The sequence below is a fragment of the uncultured Sphingomonas sp. genome, from assembly GCF_937871615.1.
Lineage (GTDB): Bacteria > Pseudomonadota > Alphaproteobacteria > Sphingomonadales > Sphingomonadaceae > Sphingomonas.
Window position 1 is genome coordinate 92,514 of the sequence record NZ_CALMPA010000059.1, and the last position, 20,712, is coordinate 113,225.

The 20,712-nt window shown below is 65.0% G+C and carries 14 protein-coding genes; all 14 read right to left on the reverse strand.

Features of this window, described 5'->3' with window-relative positions; translation table 11 throughout:
* Positions 1–2 precede the first annotated feature (2 nt).
* Complete coding sequence (locus tag Q0316_RS16705) at positions 3–2,315, reverse strand: TonB-dependent receptor (RefSeq protein ID WP_298674433.1); 2,313 nt, start codon at positions 2,313–2,315, stop codon at positions 3–5.
* Positions 2,316–3,019: 704 nt separating this feature from the next.
* The gene (locus tag Q0316_RS16710) at positions 3,020–5,290 is read right to left on the reverse strand and encodes an arylsulfatase (protein ID WP_298674434.1); all 2,271 of its coding nucleotides are present in this window, start codon (positions 5,288–5,290) and stop codon (positions 3,020–3,022) included.
* Between the two features lie 60 nt (positions 5,291–5,350).
* Positions 5,351–6,580 carry a pyridoxal-dependent decarboxylase gene (locus tag Q0316_RS16715; protein ID WP_298674435.1) on the reverse strand — a complete coding sequence of 410 codons (1,230 nt, stop codon included), beginning with the start codon at positions 6,578–6,580 and terminating at the stop codon, positions 5,351–5,353.
* A 96-nt stretch (positions 6,581–6,676) separates the two neighbouring features.
* Complete coding sequence (locus Q0316_RS16720) at positions 6,677–7,123, reverse strand: TolC family protein (protein ID WP_298674436.1); 447 nt, start codon at positions 7,121–7,123, stop codon at positions 6,677–6,679.
* Positions 7,050–8,114 carry a TolC family protein gene (locus Q0316_RS16725; RefSeq protein ID WP_298674437.1) on the reverse strand — a complete coding sequence of 355 codons (1,065 nt, stop codon included), beginning with the start codon at positions 8,112–8,114 and terminating at the stop codon, positions 7,050–7,052. Before Q0316_RS16725 ends, Q0316_RS16720 begins: the two co-directional genes overlap by 74 nt.
* Entirely contained in the window at positions 8,108–9,007 is a 900-nt protein-coding gene (locus Q0316_RS16730; protein WP_298674447.1) for an efflux RND transporter periplasmic adaptor subunit, read from the reverse strand. The genes Q0316_RS16725 and Q0316_RS16730 overlap by 7 nt, the downstream gene beginning before the upstream one ends.
* A 2-nt stretch (positions 9,008–9,009) precedes the next feature.
* Positions 9,010–9,234 (reverse strand): DUF1656 domain-containing protein, encoded by a 225-nt coding sequence (locus Q0316_RS16735; RefSeq protein WP_298674438.1) that lies wholly within the window; start codon positions 9,232–9,234, stop codon positions 9,010–9,012.
* Entirely contained in the window at positions 9,231–11,303 is a 2,073-nt protein-coding gene (locus Q0316_RS16740) for an FUSC family protein (RefSeq protein WP_298674439.1), read from the reverse strand. The genes Q0316_RS16735 and Q0316_RS16740 overlap by 4 nt, the downstream gene beginning before the upstream one ends.
* A 244-nt stretch (positions 11,304–11,547) precedes the next feature.
* The gene (locus Q0316_RS16745) at positions 11,548–13,731 is read right to left on the reverse strand and encodes a TonB-dependent receptor (RefSeq protein ID WP_298674440.1); all 2,184 of its coding nucleotides are present in this window, start codon (positions 13,729–13,731) and stop codon (positions 11,548–11,550) included.
* Positions 13,732–13,775: 44 nt separating this feature from the next.
* Positions 13,776–14,573 (reverse strand): ABC transporter ATP-binding protein, encoded by a 798-nt coding sequence (locus Q0316_RS16750; RefSeq protein WP_298674441.1) that lies wholly within the window; start codon positions 14,571–14,573, stop codon positions 13,776–13,778.
* Positions 14,573–15,628 (reverse strand): iron ABC transporter permease, encoded by a 1,056-nt coding sequence (locus tag Q0316_RS16755; protein ID WP_298674442.1) that lies wholly within the window; start codon positions 15,626–15,628, stop codon positions 14,573–14,575. The genes Q0316_RS16750 and Q0316_RS16755 overlap by 1 nt, the downstream gene beginning before the upstream one ends.
* A 1-nt stretch (position 15,629) precedes the next feature.
* Entirely contained in the window at positions 15,630–16,520 is an 891-nt protein-coding gene (locus tag Q0316_RS16760) for a hemin ABC transporter substrate-binding protein (RefSeq protein WP_298674443.1), read from the reverse strand.
* A gap of 99 nt (positions 16,521–16,619) precedes the next feature.
* Entirely contained in the window at positions 16,620–19,820 is a 3,201-nt protein-coding gene (locus Q0316_RS16765) for a glycosyl hydrolase (protein WP_298674444.1), read from the reverse strand.
* A gap of 51 nt (positions 19,821–19,871) precedes the next feature.
* On the reverse strand, positions 19,872–20,333 hold the full coding sequence (locus Q0316_RS16770; RefSeq protein ID WP_298674445.1) for a hypothetical protein: 462 nt from the start codon (positions 20,331–20,333) through the stop codon (positions 19,872–19,874).
* Between the last annotated feature and the right edge of the window lie 379 nt (positions 20,334–20,712).

A 20,712-nucleotide genomic window follows, 5' to 3' on the forward strand; every position in this document is an offset into this window, starting at 1 on the left:
GCCTATATCCTTGCCTTGATGCCGACCACGATCGCGCGCGGCGGCGCGGCACCAAACGATCGGGTCACGCCGATCTCGCCACCCGGCAATTGCGGGAAGGGCACGCCGCTCGCATCAGTCCAGGTGCCGTACACCGAGTAGCGACGATCGAACAAGTTGCTGACACTGCCGAACAGCGACAGGCCCGACAGTAATTCATAGCTGCCATGCACACCGACCACAACATAGCCGGGCAACCGGGGAGTCTGGTTCGATTGATCCTGGAACAGGACCTGATTGCTCGCCGCCTGCGCCGAGAAGCCCGCTGTCAGCCCGGGCATGACGAGATAATCAGCGCCCAGCTTCACACGGTGGCGCGGAATGCCCGGAATACGATCGCCGGATGTGACGAAGATCTCGCCATCGTCGTTAGCCCCCGGGTTGAACGGGCTGCTCAACGTCAGCGCGCTGCGATAGGTTGCGTCGATCAGGCTGTAGTTACCAAACAATTGCAGGCGTTCGCTACGATAGTTGGTGCCGATCTCGATACCTTGCCGGCGAGTCCTGGCAGCATTCTGGAAATAGCCGCGCCCTGGGATCGAACTGGCGATCTCGATGATGTCATTGATGTTAACCGTGCGGAACAGGCTGGCGCTCCACTTCAGGCTGTTCTTCGCGCCCAACGACGCCGTGCCGCGCAGGCCGCCCTCCCAGGTGCGCGACACGACCTGATAGAGCGGCGGATCGGCCATGAAGAAGCTCGCCATCGTACAGGGGATTTCCGGGTCTGCGCACGAGAGTTCGGCTGCCGTCGGCACGCGGTTGGTCTCGGCATAGTTGACGTAGGCCGTCGCGTGAGCGGCGAAGCGCCAGGTCGCGCCGACACCAGGGTTGAAGCGGCTGAAGCGATGATCGCCGTTCAGCGCGCCACCGAGCCGGTCGCGCAAGCGGATGCCCGCGATATTGTAGCGTCCGTTGATTGTCAGCGAGAGGTGATCGTCGATGTCGAATGTGTTGCTGAGATAGATGCCGGTATATTGCGTCCACGTGCGCAGCCGCGTCTGCCGGATCGCGCCTTCGGAATCGACCTGAAGCCCGCTCCCGTGGGTGACGCGATCGAGATCGAAGGTGCCGATCTCCGCTCCGGCGTCGAACGTGCTGGTCCCGCGATCGTGGCTCGCACCGATCACCAGATGGTTGTCATGCCCGAATAGCTGCGCATTGCGCGTCAGCATCAGCGATCCGCCCCGGCTCAGCGTCCCGGTGTGCGCCCAGTCCAGCTCGGCGGGATAGTCGCCGCCCGCCGTGACCGGGACGCGGCGGCCGGAGGGATCGTAGAGCGGGAATTCATCATTGTCGGTACCGCTGGAGCAGAAGATGGTCGGATCGTCCTCGCACGGGCTGGCGTCGGTCACATTGCCGTTGATGAGCCTCTGGCGGAACCAGCGAACATAGAGATTGGCCTGAAGCCGCAACTGATCCGCCAGATCGTGTTCGCCCTGCAGCCCGGCCATGTACATACGGTTCTTGTTCGACGCCGGATAGTTCAGCCCCGGCGCGGTGCGCGGATATCGCTCCAGCAGTGCCTCCGGCGTCGGTCCCGTGCCGACAAGGTAATTGTCCGCCGCGTTGAACGTCAGATGCAGCTTGCTGGCACCGTTATCATAGCCGAAGTCGGAATAGACTTGCACGCCGCGCGAGGGCATGCGCTCGCGCCAGCCGCTGTCGCTGAAGCGGCTCGCCGCCAGATAGGCGTTCCAGTCGTCCCACCGCCGCCCGACCTCCCCGGTGGCGTTGAAGCGGCCGAAAGAGCCGGTCGACACCTCGGCGACATTGCCCTGCCAGGTGCGGCCGTTCTTCATCTGCAACGCAACCGCGCCACCCAGCGCGTTGAAGCCGAAGACCGGATTGGAGCTGGTGAGGTTCATCGAATCCACCGCCGCCATCGGAATCATGTCCCAGTTGACCGTATCGCCGAAGGATTCGTTGATGCGCATACCGTTCTGATAAACGGCAAGCCCCTGCGGCAATCCTTGCAAGGGCGAGGCTGTGAAGCCACGGAACTGAAGATCGGGCTGGTTGGGGTTGCCGATCGTCGAGTTCAGGTTGACGCTGCTCGCGAGGTTGTCGAGCGTGCCCGTCAGGCTTGCCTCACCCGTGCGCGCCAGATCATGACGACCAAAGACATGGGTAGCGTTGGGCACCTTGTCCGCGTTGAGCCCGGTACCCAGCAGCGGCGTACTGGCGGAGACGACGATATCCTCCTGAAGGGCAGAGTCGTTCGATTTCGCGTTCTTGCCCGCGGCCTGTTCCTTGCCCACACTCCGCTGTGCCAAAGCCGTTGCGGGTATCAGCGACGCGACCACGATCGATAAGGCGATAGGGGAATTGAATTTCATCGATAATGCCCAAACGTGCTCTTGCTGTCCGAGAGGAATGTCTCGGCCGCGACGTTAGGCGCTGTTCCTGATAAACGGCTGATAGCCCGGATATTTGCATCATCCGCGCGAAAAACTCTAATGAACATGCTGTTTTTAAGGATGAAATTATCGCCCCGGCGCAGGCGGCGGTTCGCACGAAACATACGTTGAAGATGCTCTGGTAGGCTGCTCCAAGAGGGCGTGGCTGTCGCGTTGAGAGGTGATTCATCATAGTAGGATGCAATAAGGGGACAGATGAATGAGCGCGCCAAAAGCCAATGCGCCGGTTCCGTTTACGATACGCAGACCCTTTGGCATGGCCCACATTCGCTCAGCGTCGAGAACAAGGGGTTCGTCTTTTTTCTGACTCGCCTAATATGCATTCGTTCGCGACAATGGGTCGGAGGCAGGAAGCAGAGGAACGACATTGGGGTTTACGCGATCCATTGGCGGCTAGGAACTTTCGGAGTGCCCCACCCCATGTGGTATCTCCATGCATGTTAATAAATTTTTCGCGGGGCGTTCATGGGGGCATTTGCCCGGTAGCGGTTACAGAAATTGCTGGAAATCCGCCAAATATCGCGATGATGGTGGTAGGCAGCGGACCCACCAGCCCCCGATCACTCCCGCGCGAGCAACACCTGGGCCGCCGCTTCATCGTCTCCGGATGGGTCGTCGATGATGGTTACGACAACTTTCCGAAGCTCCCCGGTGAAGGCGAACGGCGCGGCGTAATCCGACACCGGGCTTGATCGGTCATGCCCGATATCGAGCCCGGACCAGGAGATGAAATTGACGAAGCCGTGGCGAATCGCCCCCGCGCCCACCGCCGTTTCATCGACCCTGAGCGTGAGTTTCGCCGGCGCGCCGTGAACAACCTCCACCGCGAGGACGTGATCGCCGGGAGCGACGGGCGTGTCGGAGCGCACGATCTGATGCTCCCCCACGTTCACGTCGAAATGCAGATGGCCGTCGCGCAGGAACAGGCTGTAGCCGCAGGTGGCGTCGCCATGCGCGATCAGCACGCCCTCGTCGCCGGGGCGAAGACGGGCATGTGCCTCGATCCGGTAGCTTCGCGCGCGCAGATCGGGCGCGATATCGGTGGGGATATGCCCCATCCCCTTGTGGAAGGTGAACACGCGCCGCGCGCCGAGCCGCCGCGCGGCATTTTCCGCGAAGCGCGGGCCGAAGCGATCGTCCAGCGGCAGGACATCATGCGCCTGTGCCTCCCGCCACCACAGATCAATCAGCGCGGCGAGCTTTTCCGGTTCGGCCTCGGCGAGATTATTGGTTTCCGAAAAGTCGCTGTCGAGGTGGAACAGCTCCCACTTATCGCTGTCGTAAGGCGTGCCCGGCGGGTGGAAGGCGACCGCTTTCCAGCCCTGATGGATGATGCCGCGATGGCCGAACATCTCGAAATATTGCGGCGCATCGCGCGCGGGCGCGCCGGCGTCGAACAGGCTGGCCGCGAAGCTTATCCCCTCCAGCGGCATCTGGGGCACGCCGTTGACCTGATCGGGTGGCGTGAGGCCGATGAGATCGAGCAAGGTGGGCACCACATCGACGCAATGCGCGAACTGATGGCGCATCTCGCCCCGCGCGGGGATGCGCGCCGGCCAGCTCACCACCAGCGGATCGCGGATGCCGCCGCCATGCGTATTCTGCTTGTAGCGCCTGAGCGGCGTGTTCGCCGCCATCGCCCAGCCGAGCGGGAAATTGGCGTGCGTATCGGGGCCACCGATATCGTCGATCCGCGCGATCTTCTCCTCGATCGGCTCCGGGCGCTGGTTATACGGCCCCATCGCGTTGACGAAGCCGTAGAGCATCCCTTCCTGGCTCGCGCCATTGTCGGACAGCACCAGCACCAGCGTATCGTCGGTCAGCCCGGCGCGATCGAGGAACGCCATCAGCCGCGCGATATTGCGATCGGCGTGGTCGAGCATCGCGGCATAGGCCGCCTGCAACCGCGTAAAGAGGCGCTGCTCATCCGCGCCATAACTGTCCCACGGCTGCACGAAATCATTGCGTGGCGGCATCCGCGTGCCGGGCGGAACCAGCCCGGCGTCCTTCATCGCGGCGAGGCGGCGCTCGCGCTCGATATCCCAGCCGTGGCCGAACTCCGCATCATATTGCCGGATGATATCCTGCGGCGCCTGATGCGGGGCATGGCAGGCGCCATAGGCGAGCCACAGCAGGAACGGCGCATCGGGCTTCGCCGCGATATGATCGCCGACGAAGCGGATCGCCTCGTCGGTGAGGTCGGTCGTCAGGTGATAGCCGGTTTCATAGGTTCCCGGCGGGGTGACCGGCGTATTGTCGCGCACCAGTTCGGGCGCATATTGATCGGTCTCGGCATCCATGAAGCCATAGAAGCGATCGAACCCGCGCCCCAGCGGCCATCCGTCCACCGGCCCCGCCGGGCCGGTCTCGCCCAGCGGTGTGACGTGCCATTTGCCGACCATGTAATTATTGTAGCCGTGCGGGCGCAGCATCTCCGCCAGCGTGCCCGCCTCCTTGCGGATCTTGCCGCGATAGCCGGGATAGCCGCTATCGAAATTGGCGAGGCACCCCATGCCGACCGAATGATGGTTCCGCCCGGTCATCAGCGCGGCGCGGGTGGTGGAGCACATCGCGGTGGTGTGAAATCCTGAATAGCGCAGGCCGCGCGCCGCGATCGCGTCTATCGCGGGCGTGCGGATCGACGATCCGTAACAGCCGAAATCGGCGACCCCCACATCATCGAACAGGATGACGACGATATTGGGCGCCCCATCCGGCGCGCGCGGGGGCACGGGCCAATGCGGCTTGTGCGGCGTCGCCAGCGGATCACGCGCGTTCACCATGAAAAAGCCACCATGCCGATCCTCTTCCTGCCGCGCGTTGACGGCCATGCCATTCGGCCTTGTGCGGTCGGTTTATGCAATCCCTTTTCGGTTTCGCCGCGCGCGACGTTATCCCGCGTATCCCGGTGTTGGCGCGCCCGGCGACACTTCTTCGCGCGGCGCCGTTGCCAGCGCGGCAAGGTATTCGTCCACCACCTGCGCGTGGATCGGTGACAGCATGAGATGGAGACCGGGAGGATCGGTGGTGACGCTGATGAACCAGCCGTGCGCATGAAGGTGCGCCCAGGTCGCGGCGAGGTTCAATCCATCCCGTGTGAAGGCGATGAGGCCAAGTTGCGGCTCGCCAAGAACACGATAACCCATCGCCTCGACACCGCGCTGAATCCGTTCCCGCGCATCAATGACCTTCGCGTGCAGCGCGCGATACCCCGCCACGCCGAGGAAGTTCATCACCGCCCATGCCGCCGCGATCGCGCCGCCGGGCCGCGTGCCCGCCAGCGTCGGCGTAATCATCGCGCCGCCGGGCCAGTCGTTGCAGTTGAACACCATGAACTGCCGCAGCGCCTCGGTGCGGAAGAACACCGTCGAGGCGCCCTTTGCGCAATAGCCGTATTTGTGGAGATCCGCCGACATCGAATGCACGCCGGGCAGCGAGAAATCGAACGGCGCCAAATCCGCGCCGTTCATGCGGACGAACGGCGCGATATAGCCGCCGACGCAGGCATCGACATGCAGCCACAGGCCGCGCGCGACGGCAAGATCGCTCAACGCCGCGATCGGATCGATCAGCCCATAAGGGAAGCAGGGCGCGGACCCGACGATCATCATCGTCGCGCTATCCGCCGCCGCGTCGATCGCGGCGGGATCGGCCAGCAGATTTTTCACGGGAGTGCGCCGCACCTCGATTTCCATCATCGCGGCAGCCTTGTCGAACGCGGGATGGGCAGAGCGCGGCAGCACGATGTTGAACGGCCCGGAAAGCCCCTTTTCCCGGCGGGCGAAATCACGCGCGGCCTTCATCGCCATCGCGATCGAATCGGTTCCGCCCGAGGTGATGTTGCCCGCCGCGCCAGACGGCGCGTTGAGCAGCGCAAGGCCGTATCCGATCACCGCGCGCTCCATCCCGGCAAGGCTGGGGAATGCGGACGGCCCCAGCCCATTCTCGGACATGAAGAGGGTATAGGCCTCTTTCTGCACCTGCTCGATCTCGGCCCCGGCATTGAACACATAGACGGCGGCGCGCCCATCCCGCCATTTCACATCGCCGCCGCCCATCGCGGCCATGCGCTCGCGCAGTTCGGGCCAGGGAGTGCCGGTCAAGGGCAATGGCTGGTTCATGCTCCGCTTCCCTCCGCTCGAATCGTTTCGGCCATTGTGCCAAAGCGATTTCGTCTGACCACCCGTTTTAAGCGGCCATCGCGGCGGCAGCCCCCGCTAAAGCCCGTCGCGGGCGGGTGGCTGATCGACCGTCCATCCGCCCCCCAACGCGAGAAACAAGGCTAGTTGATCGTCGTTCAGCGCCGCCCTGCCCTCCGCCGCCGCCTGTTCGGCCACGACCAGATCACGCTCCGCCTCCAGCGCCGGCAGCTCCGCAATCCGCCCGCCGCGCCGCAACTCGGCGGTGCGCGATGCGACGCGCGACGCATCGGCGCGCGCGCGTTCCAGCCGCTGCTGCTGCTCGATTCCGGCGGCATAATCGTCGAGCGCGCTTTCCGTTTCGCGCAACGCCTTCAGGACGACGCCATCGAACGCCGCGAGATCGCCGCGCGCCTCAGCTTCGCTGGCGGCGATCCGCGCGCGCGCCGCATTACGGTTGAGCGTCCAGTCGATCAGCGGGCCAAGGCCAAACCGATTGGCAAGCGGCGAGAACATATCCGCCATCGCCCCCGGTCGAGCCGATCGACGCGCCGAGCCGGATATCGGGATAAAGCGCCGCCGTCGCCACCCCGATCCGCGCGGTCGCCGCCGCGAGCCGCCGCTCCGCCATGCGGATATCGGGGCGGCGCCTGAGCAGCGCCGCGCCGTCACCAACCGGGATCACCTGCGCCAGTTGCAACGGGCGGCGGCATGACAACAAGCTGGCGTCCGCCTGTGCCGGAACCCGCCCGGTCAAGGCGGCGAGCCGGAACAGGGCGCCTCGTTGCCGGGCGGCGAGGCGTGGCATCCGCGCTTCTCCCGCCTCCAGCAGCCCCTGCCGGCGATCAAGCTCGCACGACGCGGCACGGCCATGCGCAACCAGCAGCCGGGTGAGTGCCACGCCGCGCCGCTGCACCGCGATGAGCCGCGCCAGCACATCGAGCTGATAACCAGCGTTGCAGATATCGGCATAGGCGCGCGCGGTTTCCGCCGCGACATTGACGCGGACCAGATCGCGCGCCGCGACCGCCGCCTCGGCATCGGCGCCCGCCGCCTCGATCCCGCGCTTCAGCCCGCCGAACAGATCAAGGTCATAGCTCGCCGCCGCGCCGAGATTGTAAATCTGCCGCACGGGCGGTTGGACATGCGACAATTCCGCCTCCGCCGAACGCTGCGCCCAGCTCGTTTCGAGATCCACGCCACCCTGTATCTCGCGCCCGGCCCGCCGCTCGCCGAGCAGCGCAAGGCTGCGTTCAAGATTGGCCTGCGCCACGCGCAGATCGGTATTGGCGGCGAACGCTTCGCCAATCAGGCGATCGAGCGTGGCATCCTTGTACAGCGCCCACCAATGATCGGGCAGCGGCTCCGCCTTGACCGCGGCGCCCCCTGAAAGGAACGCGCCCTGCGCCGGCGCGGCGTTGACCAAAGCGCGATCCGGCACGCGATAATCCGGCCCCACCACCGCGCAGCCGCCGAGCAGCGCGCCGAGCAGCAGCGCCCATCCGCGCCTTACCACGGCAGGCTCCGGCGGATGTTGCGGCCATCGTCGCGCGGGTGGATAACGATCGTCGCGGTCTGCCCCGGTATCAGCCGCAGATTGGCCGGCACGCGATCGACCGCGATGCGCACCGGAATGCGCTGCGCCAGCCGCACCCAGGTGAAGGATGGATTGACATTGGCAAGCTGCCCTTCGCCGCCGGCACGCTCGCGATCCTCGACGCCGCCGGCGATGCTCTGGATATGCCCGGCGATCTCCTCGCCGACGCCCATCAGATAGATGCTCGCCGGATCGCCGACGCGGATCGCGGGCAATTTGGTCTCCTCGAAATAGCCCTCCACCCGCATCGAACGATCGTAAACCAGCGCCAGCGCCGCCTTACCCGCGGTGAGATAGACGCCGGGTTGCAGCGTCATATTGGCGATCGTGCCGTCAACCGGCGCGCGGACCAGCGTGCGTTCGAGGTTGAACCGTGCCAGATCGCGCGCCGCCGCCGCCTGCCCCGCCGCCGCGCGCAATTGTTCCACCCGCGCGCGGCCCTGTTCGATCACCTCGGCGGCCAACGCCTCCGGCATCGCGCGGTTGCGGCGATCCTCGCGCACCGCCTGCGCCAGCGCTGCCTGCTCGCTCGCGACATTCGCCTGCGCCTGTTCCAGCGCCAGGCGATAACGCGGGCGATCAATGACGAACAGCACATCGCCCTTCTTCACCGCCTGGTTGTCCGTCACGCGCACCTCCGCGACCAGCCCGCTCACGTCCGCAGCGACCGGCACCATATCCGCGCGGACCTTGCCGTCGCGCGTCACCGGCTCGACCTGATAGCGCAGCCAGAGCGCGTAGATGCCGGCAAGAATGACGAGCAGGACAAGCAGCGTCCCGGCGGAGCGCAGGAGATTCTGTCGGTGAAACATGATTAGCTTGCGAACCATCCTTGGAGGAATGTGTCAGCGAAGGCGCTGAGCCCCCACCACAAGGCGACGAACAACGCGAGTTCCAGCAACGCCGGGTGCCACAGCAGCTTGTGGAGCGGCAGGCGCTGCAAGGGCGCGCGCAGGAAATGAACCAGCACCGCCGCAAGCACGCCCCAACCGAGCGCCGCGGGCATATAGACGCCGAGCAGGTGAATCTCCTCGATCATCCGCGTGGCTCCGTCATCAGCGGCGGCGCGAGGGGAAAAAGGTTGCACCGCATCCCGACCAGCGCGCGCATCGCGTGGCGGCGCGGCTCCTCGCGCGGGAGCGCCAGCAGCGCGTTCAGCGCACGATCGATCAGCCCGAGCAGCGCGGGCGGCGGAGGATCCACCCGATCGCGCCGCCACCGCGCGCGATAGAATTCCACCAGCCCGGCAAGCAGCGCGCCGAGCGCATGTCGTTCGCCATGCGGGACGTGCGGCAGCGCGCGGCGGATCGGGATGATGTTGCGCCCGATCCTGAGGTCCGCCAGCCCGTCCGCCGCGTGCAGTGCATCCCCCGGCGCCGCGACCGCCATCCGCGCCGCCACCTGCCCGAGCCGATCGACCGCCTGCGCCGTCCAGCGATCGGGCCGAAAGGGCCGTCGAATGTCGGCGAGTTGCGCGAGATCGGCCCAATTGGCGCGCAGGATGCGCCGCGCCGTCCACAGCACGTTCGCCGACCGGAACATCCGCGTTACCGCAAGCGTGGCGACGATTCCGCCGAGCTGCGCCAGCCCGGTGTTTATGAACAGCGCGAAATCGGCCTGAAACCGGGCGAGAAACCCCATCGCGACGATGAAACAGGAAAACATCGGCAGCGCCTGTGGCGAGCGTTGCGGATCGGCCTGGATATAGCCCATCCACAGCAACGCCGGCGCGAGCGTGATGACCAGCATCTCATAACCATCGACGCGCGGCAGGATGACGAACAGATAGAGCGCGGCGAGCGGAAACGTCTTGAGCGTCGCGATCAGATAGCGCCCGATCACCGGCGCCGGATCGTCCTGCGTCGCGAAGGAACAGGTGATGAGCGCCGCGAATGCCGCCGTCGCCGATCCGCTGGGCCAGGCGAGCAGAATCCATACCGCGCAATAGAGGATGATCGCACTCGCCGTCGCCAGCCCGGCCAGCGCCGCCACGCCATGATCGCGCGCGAGCGCGAACGGCGCCTTCGCCACGCCCGCCAGATTGGGGCGACCGGGGGAGCCGATCCGCGCCGCCAGCCGCCGGCTCGCGGCGAGCGCGGCGAGGAACTCCGCCAGCCGGATACAGACGCTCGCGGTGAGCAGCGCGGTCCAGTCACCCTTCGCCTCCGCCGTTTCGGCCATTGCGGTGCACCGCCGGATCAGCGGCCCGACCTGGCCGATCTGGCTGTCATGCTCGATCAGCCAGCGTGTGATATCTTTGAGCAGCGCATCAAGTTCGGGCGATAAACCGGCATCGCTGCGCAGCAGATCGAGCCGGTTCGCCGCCGCCGAAGCAAGCGGCAGGACGCGCGCCAGCCGCTGTTGCAACGCGGTCACCCGCCGTCGCGTCGCCGGTGCCCAGCGCTGATCGAACGGCAGATGGATCGCGATCATGCCCAGTTCGGTCACATCGGCGGCGAGCATCCGGCGATGCTCGTTCTCCAGCCGCGTGTGCCGGCTGCCCAGCGCCTCCGCGCCCCAGCGCCGCGCGTGCGCCAGAAAGGATTGCGCCCGATCGCGAATCACCGGGGTGGCGCTCCATGGCTGGAGCAGCGCATGAACCGCGGTGACGCACAGGATCGCCAACGTCATCTCCTGCACCCGCGCGATCGTGGTGTCGAAAATATCCCGCGGATCGTCGAGATAGGGAAAGCTGATGACCGCCGCGCTGAACGCCGCCATCTGGAACAGGAAGGCGCGCGGCGTGCGATCGAGCACGGCAAGATACATGCACAGGCCCGTCCAGACGGCGAGACACAGTACCAGCAATTCGGGCGAATTCTGGAGATTGGGGACGAGCAGGATCGTGACGATCGCGCCGATCGCGATCCCGCCCAGCCGGTAAAGCACCTTCGGCCGGAACGCGCCCGCCATCGGCTGCGCGGTGACATAGACGGTCAGCAGTGCCCACCACGGGCGCGGCAGGCTCGCCGAAAACGCGATCGCGAGCGTGATCGCCGCCGCGATGAAGCTGCTGGCCGAAAACAGCAGCTTCTGCGGGTCGATCGCGAAGGACGGCAGCGACAGGCGGACGCGACCTGTTGCTGCAAGGGCGGGCGAGGATGGCATCGCTGGCAATCGTGAAAACGGGAGATCTGGGCGAAATCGGGATCGTCGCGACCAACGGGAGCCGTGGCCAACGCCTCCCCCTCGTTCGGAGCGGCGCCTTAGCCGCCTCCGGGATTGATTTCATAAATCGAAATATTGTTTGATAAGCGCAAAAATTCTGCGCTTTCATCGCCTCCGGTCCGTGCGCTTTTCCGATAGAGCGCGTCGGCGCGGGGGAGCCGCTCAAGCTCCCCCTGCCCCTTTTTCAGAATGTCTTCAGGCCGACGGAAACGAAGAACGTGCGGCCCGGTCCGGGAATGGCGCCGCTCCCCACCCCGGCGGCATAAGCATAGTTCCGCGCGTCACCGATATTGCTCACGCCGCCGCGAATCGTCCACGGGCCATTGAGGAACGCGGCGGAGAGATCGGCCATCGTGGCGCCGGGAAGGAGCCGGGTCTGGCCGGCATCGCCGTAATAATCCCCGCGATACCGCAAACCGGCGGCGAGTTGGAGCGTGCCCGCTCGCTGGGGCAACGCGATATCATAGCTGGTCCAGACGTTGCCGATCCGCTTCGGCACGCTCGGCACGCGATTGCCGATGAGCGCGACATTCTGCGGATAATCAGCCAGCACCGCATCCTGCAGCGTGAAATTGGCGTTGATGTTCCACGCCGTCAGCGGGCGCAGGCTGAGATCGGTTTCCCACCCCTTCACGCGATAGGAGTAAGTTTCCGATTCGTTGAGCAGGATCACATAGACGTTCTTGCGCGTGGTGCGGAACAGCGTGGTCGAGAGCGACAGCCAGCTTCCCTGGCGCACGCGCAGCCCGGCCTCCACCTGCGTGCCCTTTTCGGGCACCTGCCCGATGCTCTGCGGCTCCTCGGTATTGAAGATCGGATAGCTGTTGTTGGCATAGCCGCCAAAAAGCGCGAACGAATCCGTAACCTGATAGACCGCGCCCGTATCCCATTCGAAACGATCGTCCTTGCGCACCACCGGCTGGCCGGGCACGAACGGGCAGGTAGCCGTGGCCTGTGGCGGGTTGCACGGATGCTCCGAGCCGGGGTTGAGCGGGATCGCCGAGCGCCCCTCGGCGGCGGTTTTGAACCAGTCCTCCCGGCCCGACAGGCGCAGCTTCAGCCGGGGGGTGAGATCAATCTGCGCCGTCGCGTAGAGGCCGTAAAAGCGGCCATCGACCTTCGCGTCGTTGCAGCTATGGGTCTTGTCGCAAAGGAAATTGAGCGCGGCCAGCCCCGCTTCCGGCGTCACCGGATGATATATGTCCGCGATATTGCCGAGATCGGCGGTGCTGCGGCGTGTGGTCGCGCTGACGTTGCGATATTCGAAGCCGGTGAGCAGCGTGACCGGCATCGACCCGGCCATGAACTTCCACGTCGGCTCCGCCTGGAACACGAAATCGTGGATATTGTCCTTCTGCCGGCGAAGCTGCCGCCCGGTGAGCGCATAAGTGCCGCCCGCCGCCGTCAGACGCCCCCCGGCATTGCGCGCCAGATCAACGTCCCGATCGGTATAGGCGGCGCGCAAATTGACGGTGAGGCTGTCGTTCACCGCCCATGCGTCGCTCAGAAACGCGCGCTTGATCGACTGATCGGCATAAGCGAACGGCGTGTAATAGCGATTGTTGATGTTCACATCGGCAGGCAGCCCGGTGCCGCCGGGCGGGGAAAACGGCAAGCCGATCGCATCCGGGCGAGCCTCGATCCGATGATATTCGAACCGCGCGAGGATATCGTGATTCGCCGGCTGGAAGCCGAGCGAGCCATAAACCTCGCCGCTCCTGCCGCGGGTGCCTCGAAAGCCGTCCGAACGCTGGAACTGGCCGTCGACGCGCGCATTCACGCCATCGCCAAGCGCCCCGTTCAGCGAGCCGCTGGCGGTGATCGTATCGAACGAGCCATATTGGATAGCGGCGCTGGCGGACGCCTTGGCGGTCGGGCGATAATGAACGAGGTTGATCGTGCCGCCCGGCGCGCTGGTGCCGAACAATGCCGAACCCGGCCCCTTGAGCACCTCCACCCGTTCCACGCCGATCAGCGAATGAACATAGCCGCCGAGATCGGAGGTCGTATCCGGCAGACCATCATTCAAAAAGGTGACGTTCAGCCCGCGCGACACGAAACGGTCATAGAAGCCGAACCCATATTGCCCGCCCTGCACAAGGCCGCTGACATTGCGCAGCGTATCCTTGAGCTGGGTGGCGCCCTGCTGGTCGATCAGTTCACGCGGCACGATCTGAATGCTGCGCGGCACATCGAAAAGCGCGGTGCCCGTCTTGTCGAGCCCCGCCGCCGCGTCGAACGGCGTGGTCGACGGGGCGGTGACGACGACGGTGGCATCCGATGGCTCCGGCGCTGCCCATGCCGGCGCGCCGCCAAGCGTGACCGCCAGGACGCAAAGTGATGATCCGTGAATAAGAGACAATTTCACTGCGACACTCCCGAATGTTCCAGAATATTTCGTTTTTTCAATGCCTAAAGGCCGAAGCGCAGCACCCGCCCACCGTCTTCGGTGTCGAGGCTGGTGGCGCGGACATCGAAGATGCGCTGGATGAGATCGGCGGAAACCGCCGCCGGCTCCTCGGCGATCGCCTGCAGGCGGCCGTCGCGCAGGAAGATGAACCTGTCGCCATAATCCATGGCGAGGTTAAGATCGTGAAGCGTCACGACGATCGTGCAGCGCCGGGCGGGCAGCGAGCGCACGAGATCGAGAATCTGAAGCTGGTGATGGATATCCAGGCTGGCGACGGGTTCGTCGAGGAAAATGGTTCGTGGCGCCGGCGCCGCGTCGTCACTCCACACCTGCGCGAGCACGCGGGCGAGTTGCACGCGCTGCTGTTCGCCACCCGAGAGCGTGGGATAGATTTGACGGCGCTTGTCGCCCATCCCGACCAGATCGAGCGCGGCATCGACAATGCGGCGATCCTCGCGGCCCGGCGCGCGCGCGAAATGCGGATAGCGCCCCATCAGCACCACTTCTTCCACGGTGATCGCGAAGTCGATCTCCACATGCTGCGACAGGAAGGCGCGCTGCAACGCGAGTTCCTTCGCCTCGATCGAGAAGATATCCCGATCGCCGTGCAGCACCGCGCCGCCGCTAGGCCTCAGGCGGCCCGCCGCTATCTTCATCAGCGTGGATTTGCCCGCGCCATTGGGGCCAAGGATGACGTTCACCTTGTCCGCGGCGAAGGCGAGGCTGATCGGCTGAAGGATCGACGCGCCGCCGGTCGACCAGTGCACCTCATCCAGAACGATGGTCGGTGTGGTCGCCATCACCACGTCGTCACCCGGCGGCGATAGGCCAGCAATATCCACAGGAAGATCGGCGCCCCGATCAGCGCGGTGATGATCCCCACCGGCAGTTCCGCCGGGCGGATGACCAGCCGCGCGACCAGATCGACCACCTCCATCAGCAGCGCGCCGAACAGCGCCGAGGCGGGCAGCAGAAAGCGATAGTCCGACGATCGCAGCAGCCGCATCATATGCGGCACGATCAGCCCGACGAAAGCGATCACCCCCACCATCGCGGTCGCCACCGAAACGATCAGGGTGTTCAGGATCAGCAGCCGGAACACCAGCCTGTCGGGATCGAAGCCGATGAACGCGGCATCGTCCTCACCCAGCATCAGCGCGTTCAGATCCTTGCCGCGGCGCAGGATGAACAGCAGGCACGGCACGAAGATCGCGGTGACGAGCAGCGTGCCCCGCCAGTCCGCGGTGGTGAAGGTGCCGAGGTTCCAGAAGGTGATGTTGCGGGCCTGCGGATCGCGGGCGATGTATGACAGGAATCCGGTGCCCGCGTTGCACACCGCGTTCACCGCGATGCCGGCGAGCAGCAGCGCCAGCACGTCGGTATGCCCGAACAAGGTTGCGATCCGATAGACCAGCAGCGTCGCAAGAAAGCCGCCGACGAACGCCATCACCGGCACAGCCGCCGTGCCCAGCGGCGAGGTGAAGGCAAGCGCGGAATTTCCGAACACGAACACCATGGAAGCGCCAAGCGCCGCGCCGGACGAGGTGCCCGCAAGCCCCGGCTCGACGATCGGATTGCGGAACAGCCCCTGCATCAACGCACCCGACAGACCGAGCGTCGCCCCCGTCACCGCGCAGAGCAGCACGCGCGGCAGACGCAGCGTGGCGAAGACGTTCAGGTCCAGCGCCTCGTCCGGGCCGATCGGCGCAAGGCCAAGCCAATGCTGGATGAAACGGAGAATCTGCGCCGGCGAGAAATAGAAGGAGCCGACGCACAGCGACAGCAGCGCCGCGCCAAGCAATCCGCATCCCAGCAGAAGGTGAATCCGCCCCCATGATAATCGGCTGGCGCCCATCTCAGCGCCCGGGGTGCAGCCAGCCCGCGATCTTGCGCAGCGCGCGCGGCGTGCGCGGGCCGAAATACATGATCTCGGTTTCGTCGATGCGGTGGATGCTCAGGCTCTTTGCCGCGGGCGTAAGCGCGATGCCCGGCAATTCGCGGAATTTCGCCGCCGAACCATAGCGATCGAAGCCGACATCGGTGGCGATGATGATATCCGGCACGGAACGGGCGATGATCTCGGGCGTCAGGCGCGACATGCCGCCCACCTGATCGAGCGCGTTGACCCCGCCCGCCCAGGTGATGATCTGATCGGCGGCGCTGCCGCGCGTCACGCCGAGATAATTGTTCACGATCTGCCCGAAATGGATCATCAGCACGCGCGGCTTCGGCGTTCTGGCATAAGGCGTCATCGCGGCGAGCGCGGTTTTCATTTCCGCCTGCCAGCGCGCGACGATGGCTTTCGCCGCAGCCTCGCGACCGAAATAGGCGCCGAGCTTCAGCATCAGTTGCTGCGCGGTCGCGGGCGTTTTCCCCGGCTCCATGGTTTCGACCGGGATGCCCACCGCGCGCACCTGCGCCAGCACCGGATCAGGCCCGACATTGCCATCGGTGAGCAGGACGCTCGGTCGCATCGAGATGATGCCCTCCGCGCTCAGCGCGCGGTGATAGCCGACCGACGAGAGCCGGGTGATCTGCGGGGGATAGATTGAGGTGAGATCGCGCGCCACCAGATGCGATTGCGCACCGATCGCGAAGACGAACTCGTTGAGTTGCTTGGATACGCACACCACCCGGTTGCCCGGCCCGGCGGCCCGGCCCGCAATCGGGAACGCCGCTGCCGCGCCCGCCGCCAGAAGGAGCCGACCGGCATCGCGGCGGGAAAGAAACGCGTGGTCTGAAGACATGATACAAGGATCCTCCCGGATCGGATTGCGCCGTCACAGCGCCGGGCAATGAAGGAAAAGGGGCGCCGCCGATCGCGCGGCCCCCCTTTTCGTGACGGATCAGATGCCGGTCGAAACGTGCGGCGTGATCGTGATCGGTCGCAACTTCACCCGCCCGATCTGCGTGTTGAATCCGGCAAGCTCGCCTGATTTCAACTGGTTCCATTCGGCGAGATGGGCGGTCGCCTGCCCCTTCAGGTCTTCAAACTCCTGATAGGCCTGCCTGGTCGGCGGGTTGTCCCCCGTGCCGACGGTGAGCGCCAGCGAGGCGAGCTGATTGTTCAGGCGAACCGGGAAGTTCAACGGATCCTGCGACGCGATGGAAAGCTTCTGGGTCAGCTTCTCCTCGATCGCGCTGGCCTTGGCGTCGAGCGCATCGGCGGCCTGAACGATCGCCGCGTTGCCGTTCGCGCCCTTGCGCGCCTCGGCCAGCTTCTCGTGTAGTTCGCGGATTTCCAGCACCGCGTTCTGCACCGCGTTCAGCTCGGTGTTGACCGCCATGGCAAGGTCGAACTGCTCCTTGAGCTGCGCCTGGGTTACCTTGACGTTCGGATTGGCCACGATCTCGAACGGCTGCGTCACCGATTTGCCGTTGACGGTGAGCCGGGCCTTATACTGCCCCGGAATGGCAACCGGCCCGAGCGTGGAGGCGTGCCACATCGCCAGTTTCGGCACGTGCACCGGCCCCTGCACGCGCATATCCCAGGCGAAGCGGTTCAGCCCCGCCTTGGTGCCGAGCGACGGCGCGGGGGTGCGGGGCGCTTCATCCTCATCGTCATCCCCGCCCGCCTTCGGGGCGGGCTTGGTGGCCGCCTTCAAGGTGCGGATCACCTTGTCCGACGCATCGAGGATTTCCAGCTTGATCGCCTCTGGCGCCACATCCTGTTTGAGGTTGTAATAGAGGATCGTCCCCTGCGGCGGATTGGTGCCGGTGAACTTGGTCATCGAATCGCCGCGCCCGGTGAACACCATGCGGATCGTCTGACGCGGCTTGAACAGGTGCGCCGGCTCCTGCGTGATACCCGGCGTCCACTGGCGCAGCGGGCTGAGATCATCCAGCACCCAGAAAGCGCGGCCATGCGTCGCCACCGCGATGTCGCCGCGCGGATGAACGACGAGATCATGCACCGGCACGCGCGGCAGGTTTAGCTGGAGCGGCTTCCAGTGCGCGCCATCGTCGAACGAATAGAAAATGCCGTTCTCGGTGGCGGCATAAAGCAGCCCCTCACGCTCCGGATCGGCGCGCACCGCATGGACATAGGCGTCCGCCGGCAGACCGTCGGTGATCGACACCCAGGTCTTGCCGAAATCATCGGTGCGGAAAGCATAGGGCTTGTAATCGCCCATCTTGTGCCGCTCCACCGCGATATAGGCGGTGCCCGCCTTGTGCGGATGCGCCTCCACCATATCGACCGTGCCCCATTCGGGCATGTCCTTCGGCGTGATGTTGGCCCACACCTTGCCGCCATCGGTGGTGATATGGACCAGTCCGTCATCCGTGCCCGCCCAAAGCAGATTTTTCTGCACCGGGGATTCGACGAGCGAGAAAACCGTGCCGTACAGTTCGACGCTGGTATTGTCCTTGGTGAGCGGACCGCCCGAGGCAAGCTGCTTGCTCTTGTCGTTACGGGTGAGGTCCGGCGAGATCACTTCCCACGACTGGCCGTCATCCGTCGATTTGAACACCACTTCGTTGGCGTTGTAGAGCACCTTCGGATCATGCGGGGAGAACAGAAGCGGCTCGGTCCACTGCCCGCGATGCTTCAGATCCTTCGGCGCCCAGCCCATCGTCTCATGCGGCCAGGGCTTGATCGGAATCGCCTGCCCGGTGCGATCGTCGAAGCGGGTGACCTCGCCCCAATAGCTGCCCGCGATAACGACGTGCGGATCCTTCGGATCGGGAACGATATAGCCGCTTTCGCCGCCACCCACCGGGCGCCAGTCGCGCATGGTGATCCCGCCTTCCACATTGGCGGAAGCGATGCGGATCGTCGAATTGTCCTGCTGCGCGCCATAGATATTGTACGGCACCTGATTGTCGACCGCGATGTGATAGATCTGCCCGGTCGGCTGATTATCCCCGTTGGTCCAGCTTTCCCCGCCGTTGACCGAGACGTTCACCGCGCCATCGTTGCTGTTCACCATGTAACGGGTGTCGAGCGGATTGATCCACAATTGGTGATTGTCGCCGTGGAAGGTGGGCATCGACTTGAACGTCTTGCCGCCATCGGTGGATTTGTAGGCGCCGGTGTTCATCACGAACACCTTGTTCGGGTCTTTCGGATCGGCGAACACGTTGGTGTAATACCAGGCGCGCTGCCGGTAGCTGTTGTCGTCGTTGATCCGTTGCCACGAAGCGCCGCCATCGTCGGTGCGATAAAGGCCGCCCTTCTCGGCCTCGATCAGCGCATAGACGCGCTTGGGATCGGAGGTCGGCGCGACGCCGATCTTCCCGAGAATCCCCTCCGGCAGCCCGTTCCCCGCCATCTTCTGCCAGGTCGCGCCGCCATCGGTCGAGCGATAGAGGCCGCTGCCGGGGCCGCCGCTTTCCATGATCCACGGCTTGCGATGCACCTGCCACATCGCGGCCCAGACGATATTGGGATTGGTCGGATCAATCTGCACATCAACCGCGCCTGTCTTGTCGTCGACGAACAGAACGCGCTCCCAGCTCTTGCCGCCATCTCGGGTGCGATAGACGCCACGCTCGCCGCCATCGCGGAACAGCGGCCCGCCCGCGGCAACGAAAACGAGATTGGGATCGGTGTTGCTGATCGCCATCCGGCCAATGAACTCGGACCCGCGCAAACCGGCGAAGGACCAGGTCTTGCCCGCGTCGGTCGATTTATAGACGCCGTTGCCGCCGACGACATTGCCACGCGGCGCCCCGCCCTCGCCCGTGCCGATATAGATCACATTGGGATTGGACGGCGATACGACCAGCGCGCCGACCGCCGGCGATGCTTCCGGGAACTTGTCCCACAAGGGAACCCAGGTGCGCCCGGCATCGGTCGTCTTCCATACGCCGCTGGAGGCCATGCCGCCGTAATAGATCGTCGGATCGCCCGGCACGCCGGCCACGCCGGTGGCGCGCCCGCCACGGAACGGGCCGATCTGGCGATATTCCATGCCGCCAAAGGTGGCCGCCGCCTCACTTGTCGCCCGAACAGGTTCGGCTTTGCCCTTCGCGGCGATCGGCACGGACAGAAGGAGAGGTGCTCCCGCCAACAGATATGCCGCGAAAGAAATCTTCTTTTTCATCATATGCTCCCCCTTGGTGTCCCAATCGCCCGTTTCGATGCGGGCGTTATGCTATTGTATCGTGGTTGATGGCCCGATGCGGCGCATCGCGATTCCCGCCGGATTGCGCCATCGGCGGTCGCCCGGATCGATGCCGTTCAAAATACGCCGCCCGCTCCGGTGAAAATCACGGCTTCGCTGCGCAGCCGTCAGCGAACCAGCGACGCCCTCGCCGGACGGCGCGCCGATGGTCGCGGGATGGATGGCAGCCGGCGCCCGCCGGATATTCGCTATGCGCTTCGGCCCGGTTGCGGCGATGGGGCAACGGAACCGCGAGCCAGAGAGCGGGTCGATCGCCAGACGCCAGGCGCTTTCAATGGATGAAACGCGAAGAACGTCCGACACAAACCCCTCCCGGCGACTCAATTCACCTTTTTTCCGTTCCGCTTCGACGTTGACCGCCGCGCATCCGGACGCCTCATGGCGCAGTTGGCCCGCTGTTCTTCGTTTCCGCTCACGGTTCGCGCCGCGCAACGGTTCTTAAATAACAACGAACGCTATTAAAATTACTCACCGGAAAGCGGGTGTCAATCGTATGTCGCAGATTTTGCCGGAGATACTCGCGCTCAGCCAAGTTCAGGCGCGGCGCCGGATGCAGGGCACGCGCCACCTGGATTCAGATGCAGCTGCACGTTCGACAAGCCACGGCCCCGGCGCTCTCCAGCACGAAGCATCCGCAATCCGCCATATCTCCGATAAAGCGCGATCCCGCATTTGAAGGATCATGGATCGAAGGTCGCGACGGACAACGCGGCAATTTGGGCAGGCCTGCGACGGCCGGGATGCCGGCCGAAACGCTAGAGCGGTTTTCGATCAGTCTGCATCGTAGCCGGCGTTAGCGAAATAGTTGGCG

Coding starts and splice junctions, on each gene's coding strand:
- Q0316_RS16710 (WP_298674434.1), bottom strand. CDS start 5,290: ATGGCCGTCAACGCGCGGCAGGAAGAGGATCGGCATGGTGGCTTTTTC.
- Q0316_RS16715 (WP_298674435.1), bottom strand. CDS start 6,580: ATGAACCAGCCATTGCCCTTGACCGGCACTCCCTGGCCCGAACTGCGC.
- Q0316_RS16720 (WP_298674436.1), bottom strand. CDS start 7,123: ATGGCGGATATGTTCTCGCCGCTTGCCAATCGGTTTGGCCTTGGCCCG.
- Q0316_RS16730 (WP_298674447.1), bottom strand. CDS start 9,007: ATGTTTCACCGACAGAATCTCCTGCGCTCCGCCGGGACGCTGCTTGTC.
- Q0316_RS16735 (WP_298674438.1), bottom strand. CDS start 9,234: ATGATCGAGGAGATTCACCTGCTCGGCGTCTATATGCCCGCGGCGCTC.
- Q0316_RS16740 (WP_298674439.1), bottom strand. CDS start 11,303: ATGCCATCCTCGCCCGCCCTTGCAGCAACAGGTCGCGTCCGCCTGTCG.
- Q0316_RS16750 (WP_298674441.1), bottom strand. CDS start 14,573: ATGGCGACCACACCGACCATCGTTCTGGATGAGGTGCACTGGTCGACC.
- Q0316_RS16755 (WP_298674442.1), bottom strand. CDS start 15,628: ATGGGCGCCAGCCGATTATCATGGGGGCGGATTCACCTTCTGCTGGGA.
- Q0316_RS16760 (WP_298674443.1), bottom strand. CDS start 16,520: ATGTCTTCAGACCACGCGTTTCTTTCCCGCCGCGATGCCGGTCGGCTC.
- Q0316_RS16765 (WP_298674444.1), bottom strand. CDS start 19,820: ATGAAAAAGAAGATTTCTTTCGCGGCATATCTGTTGGCGGGAGCACCT.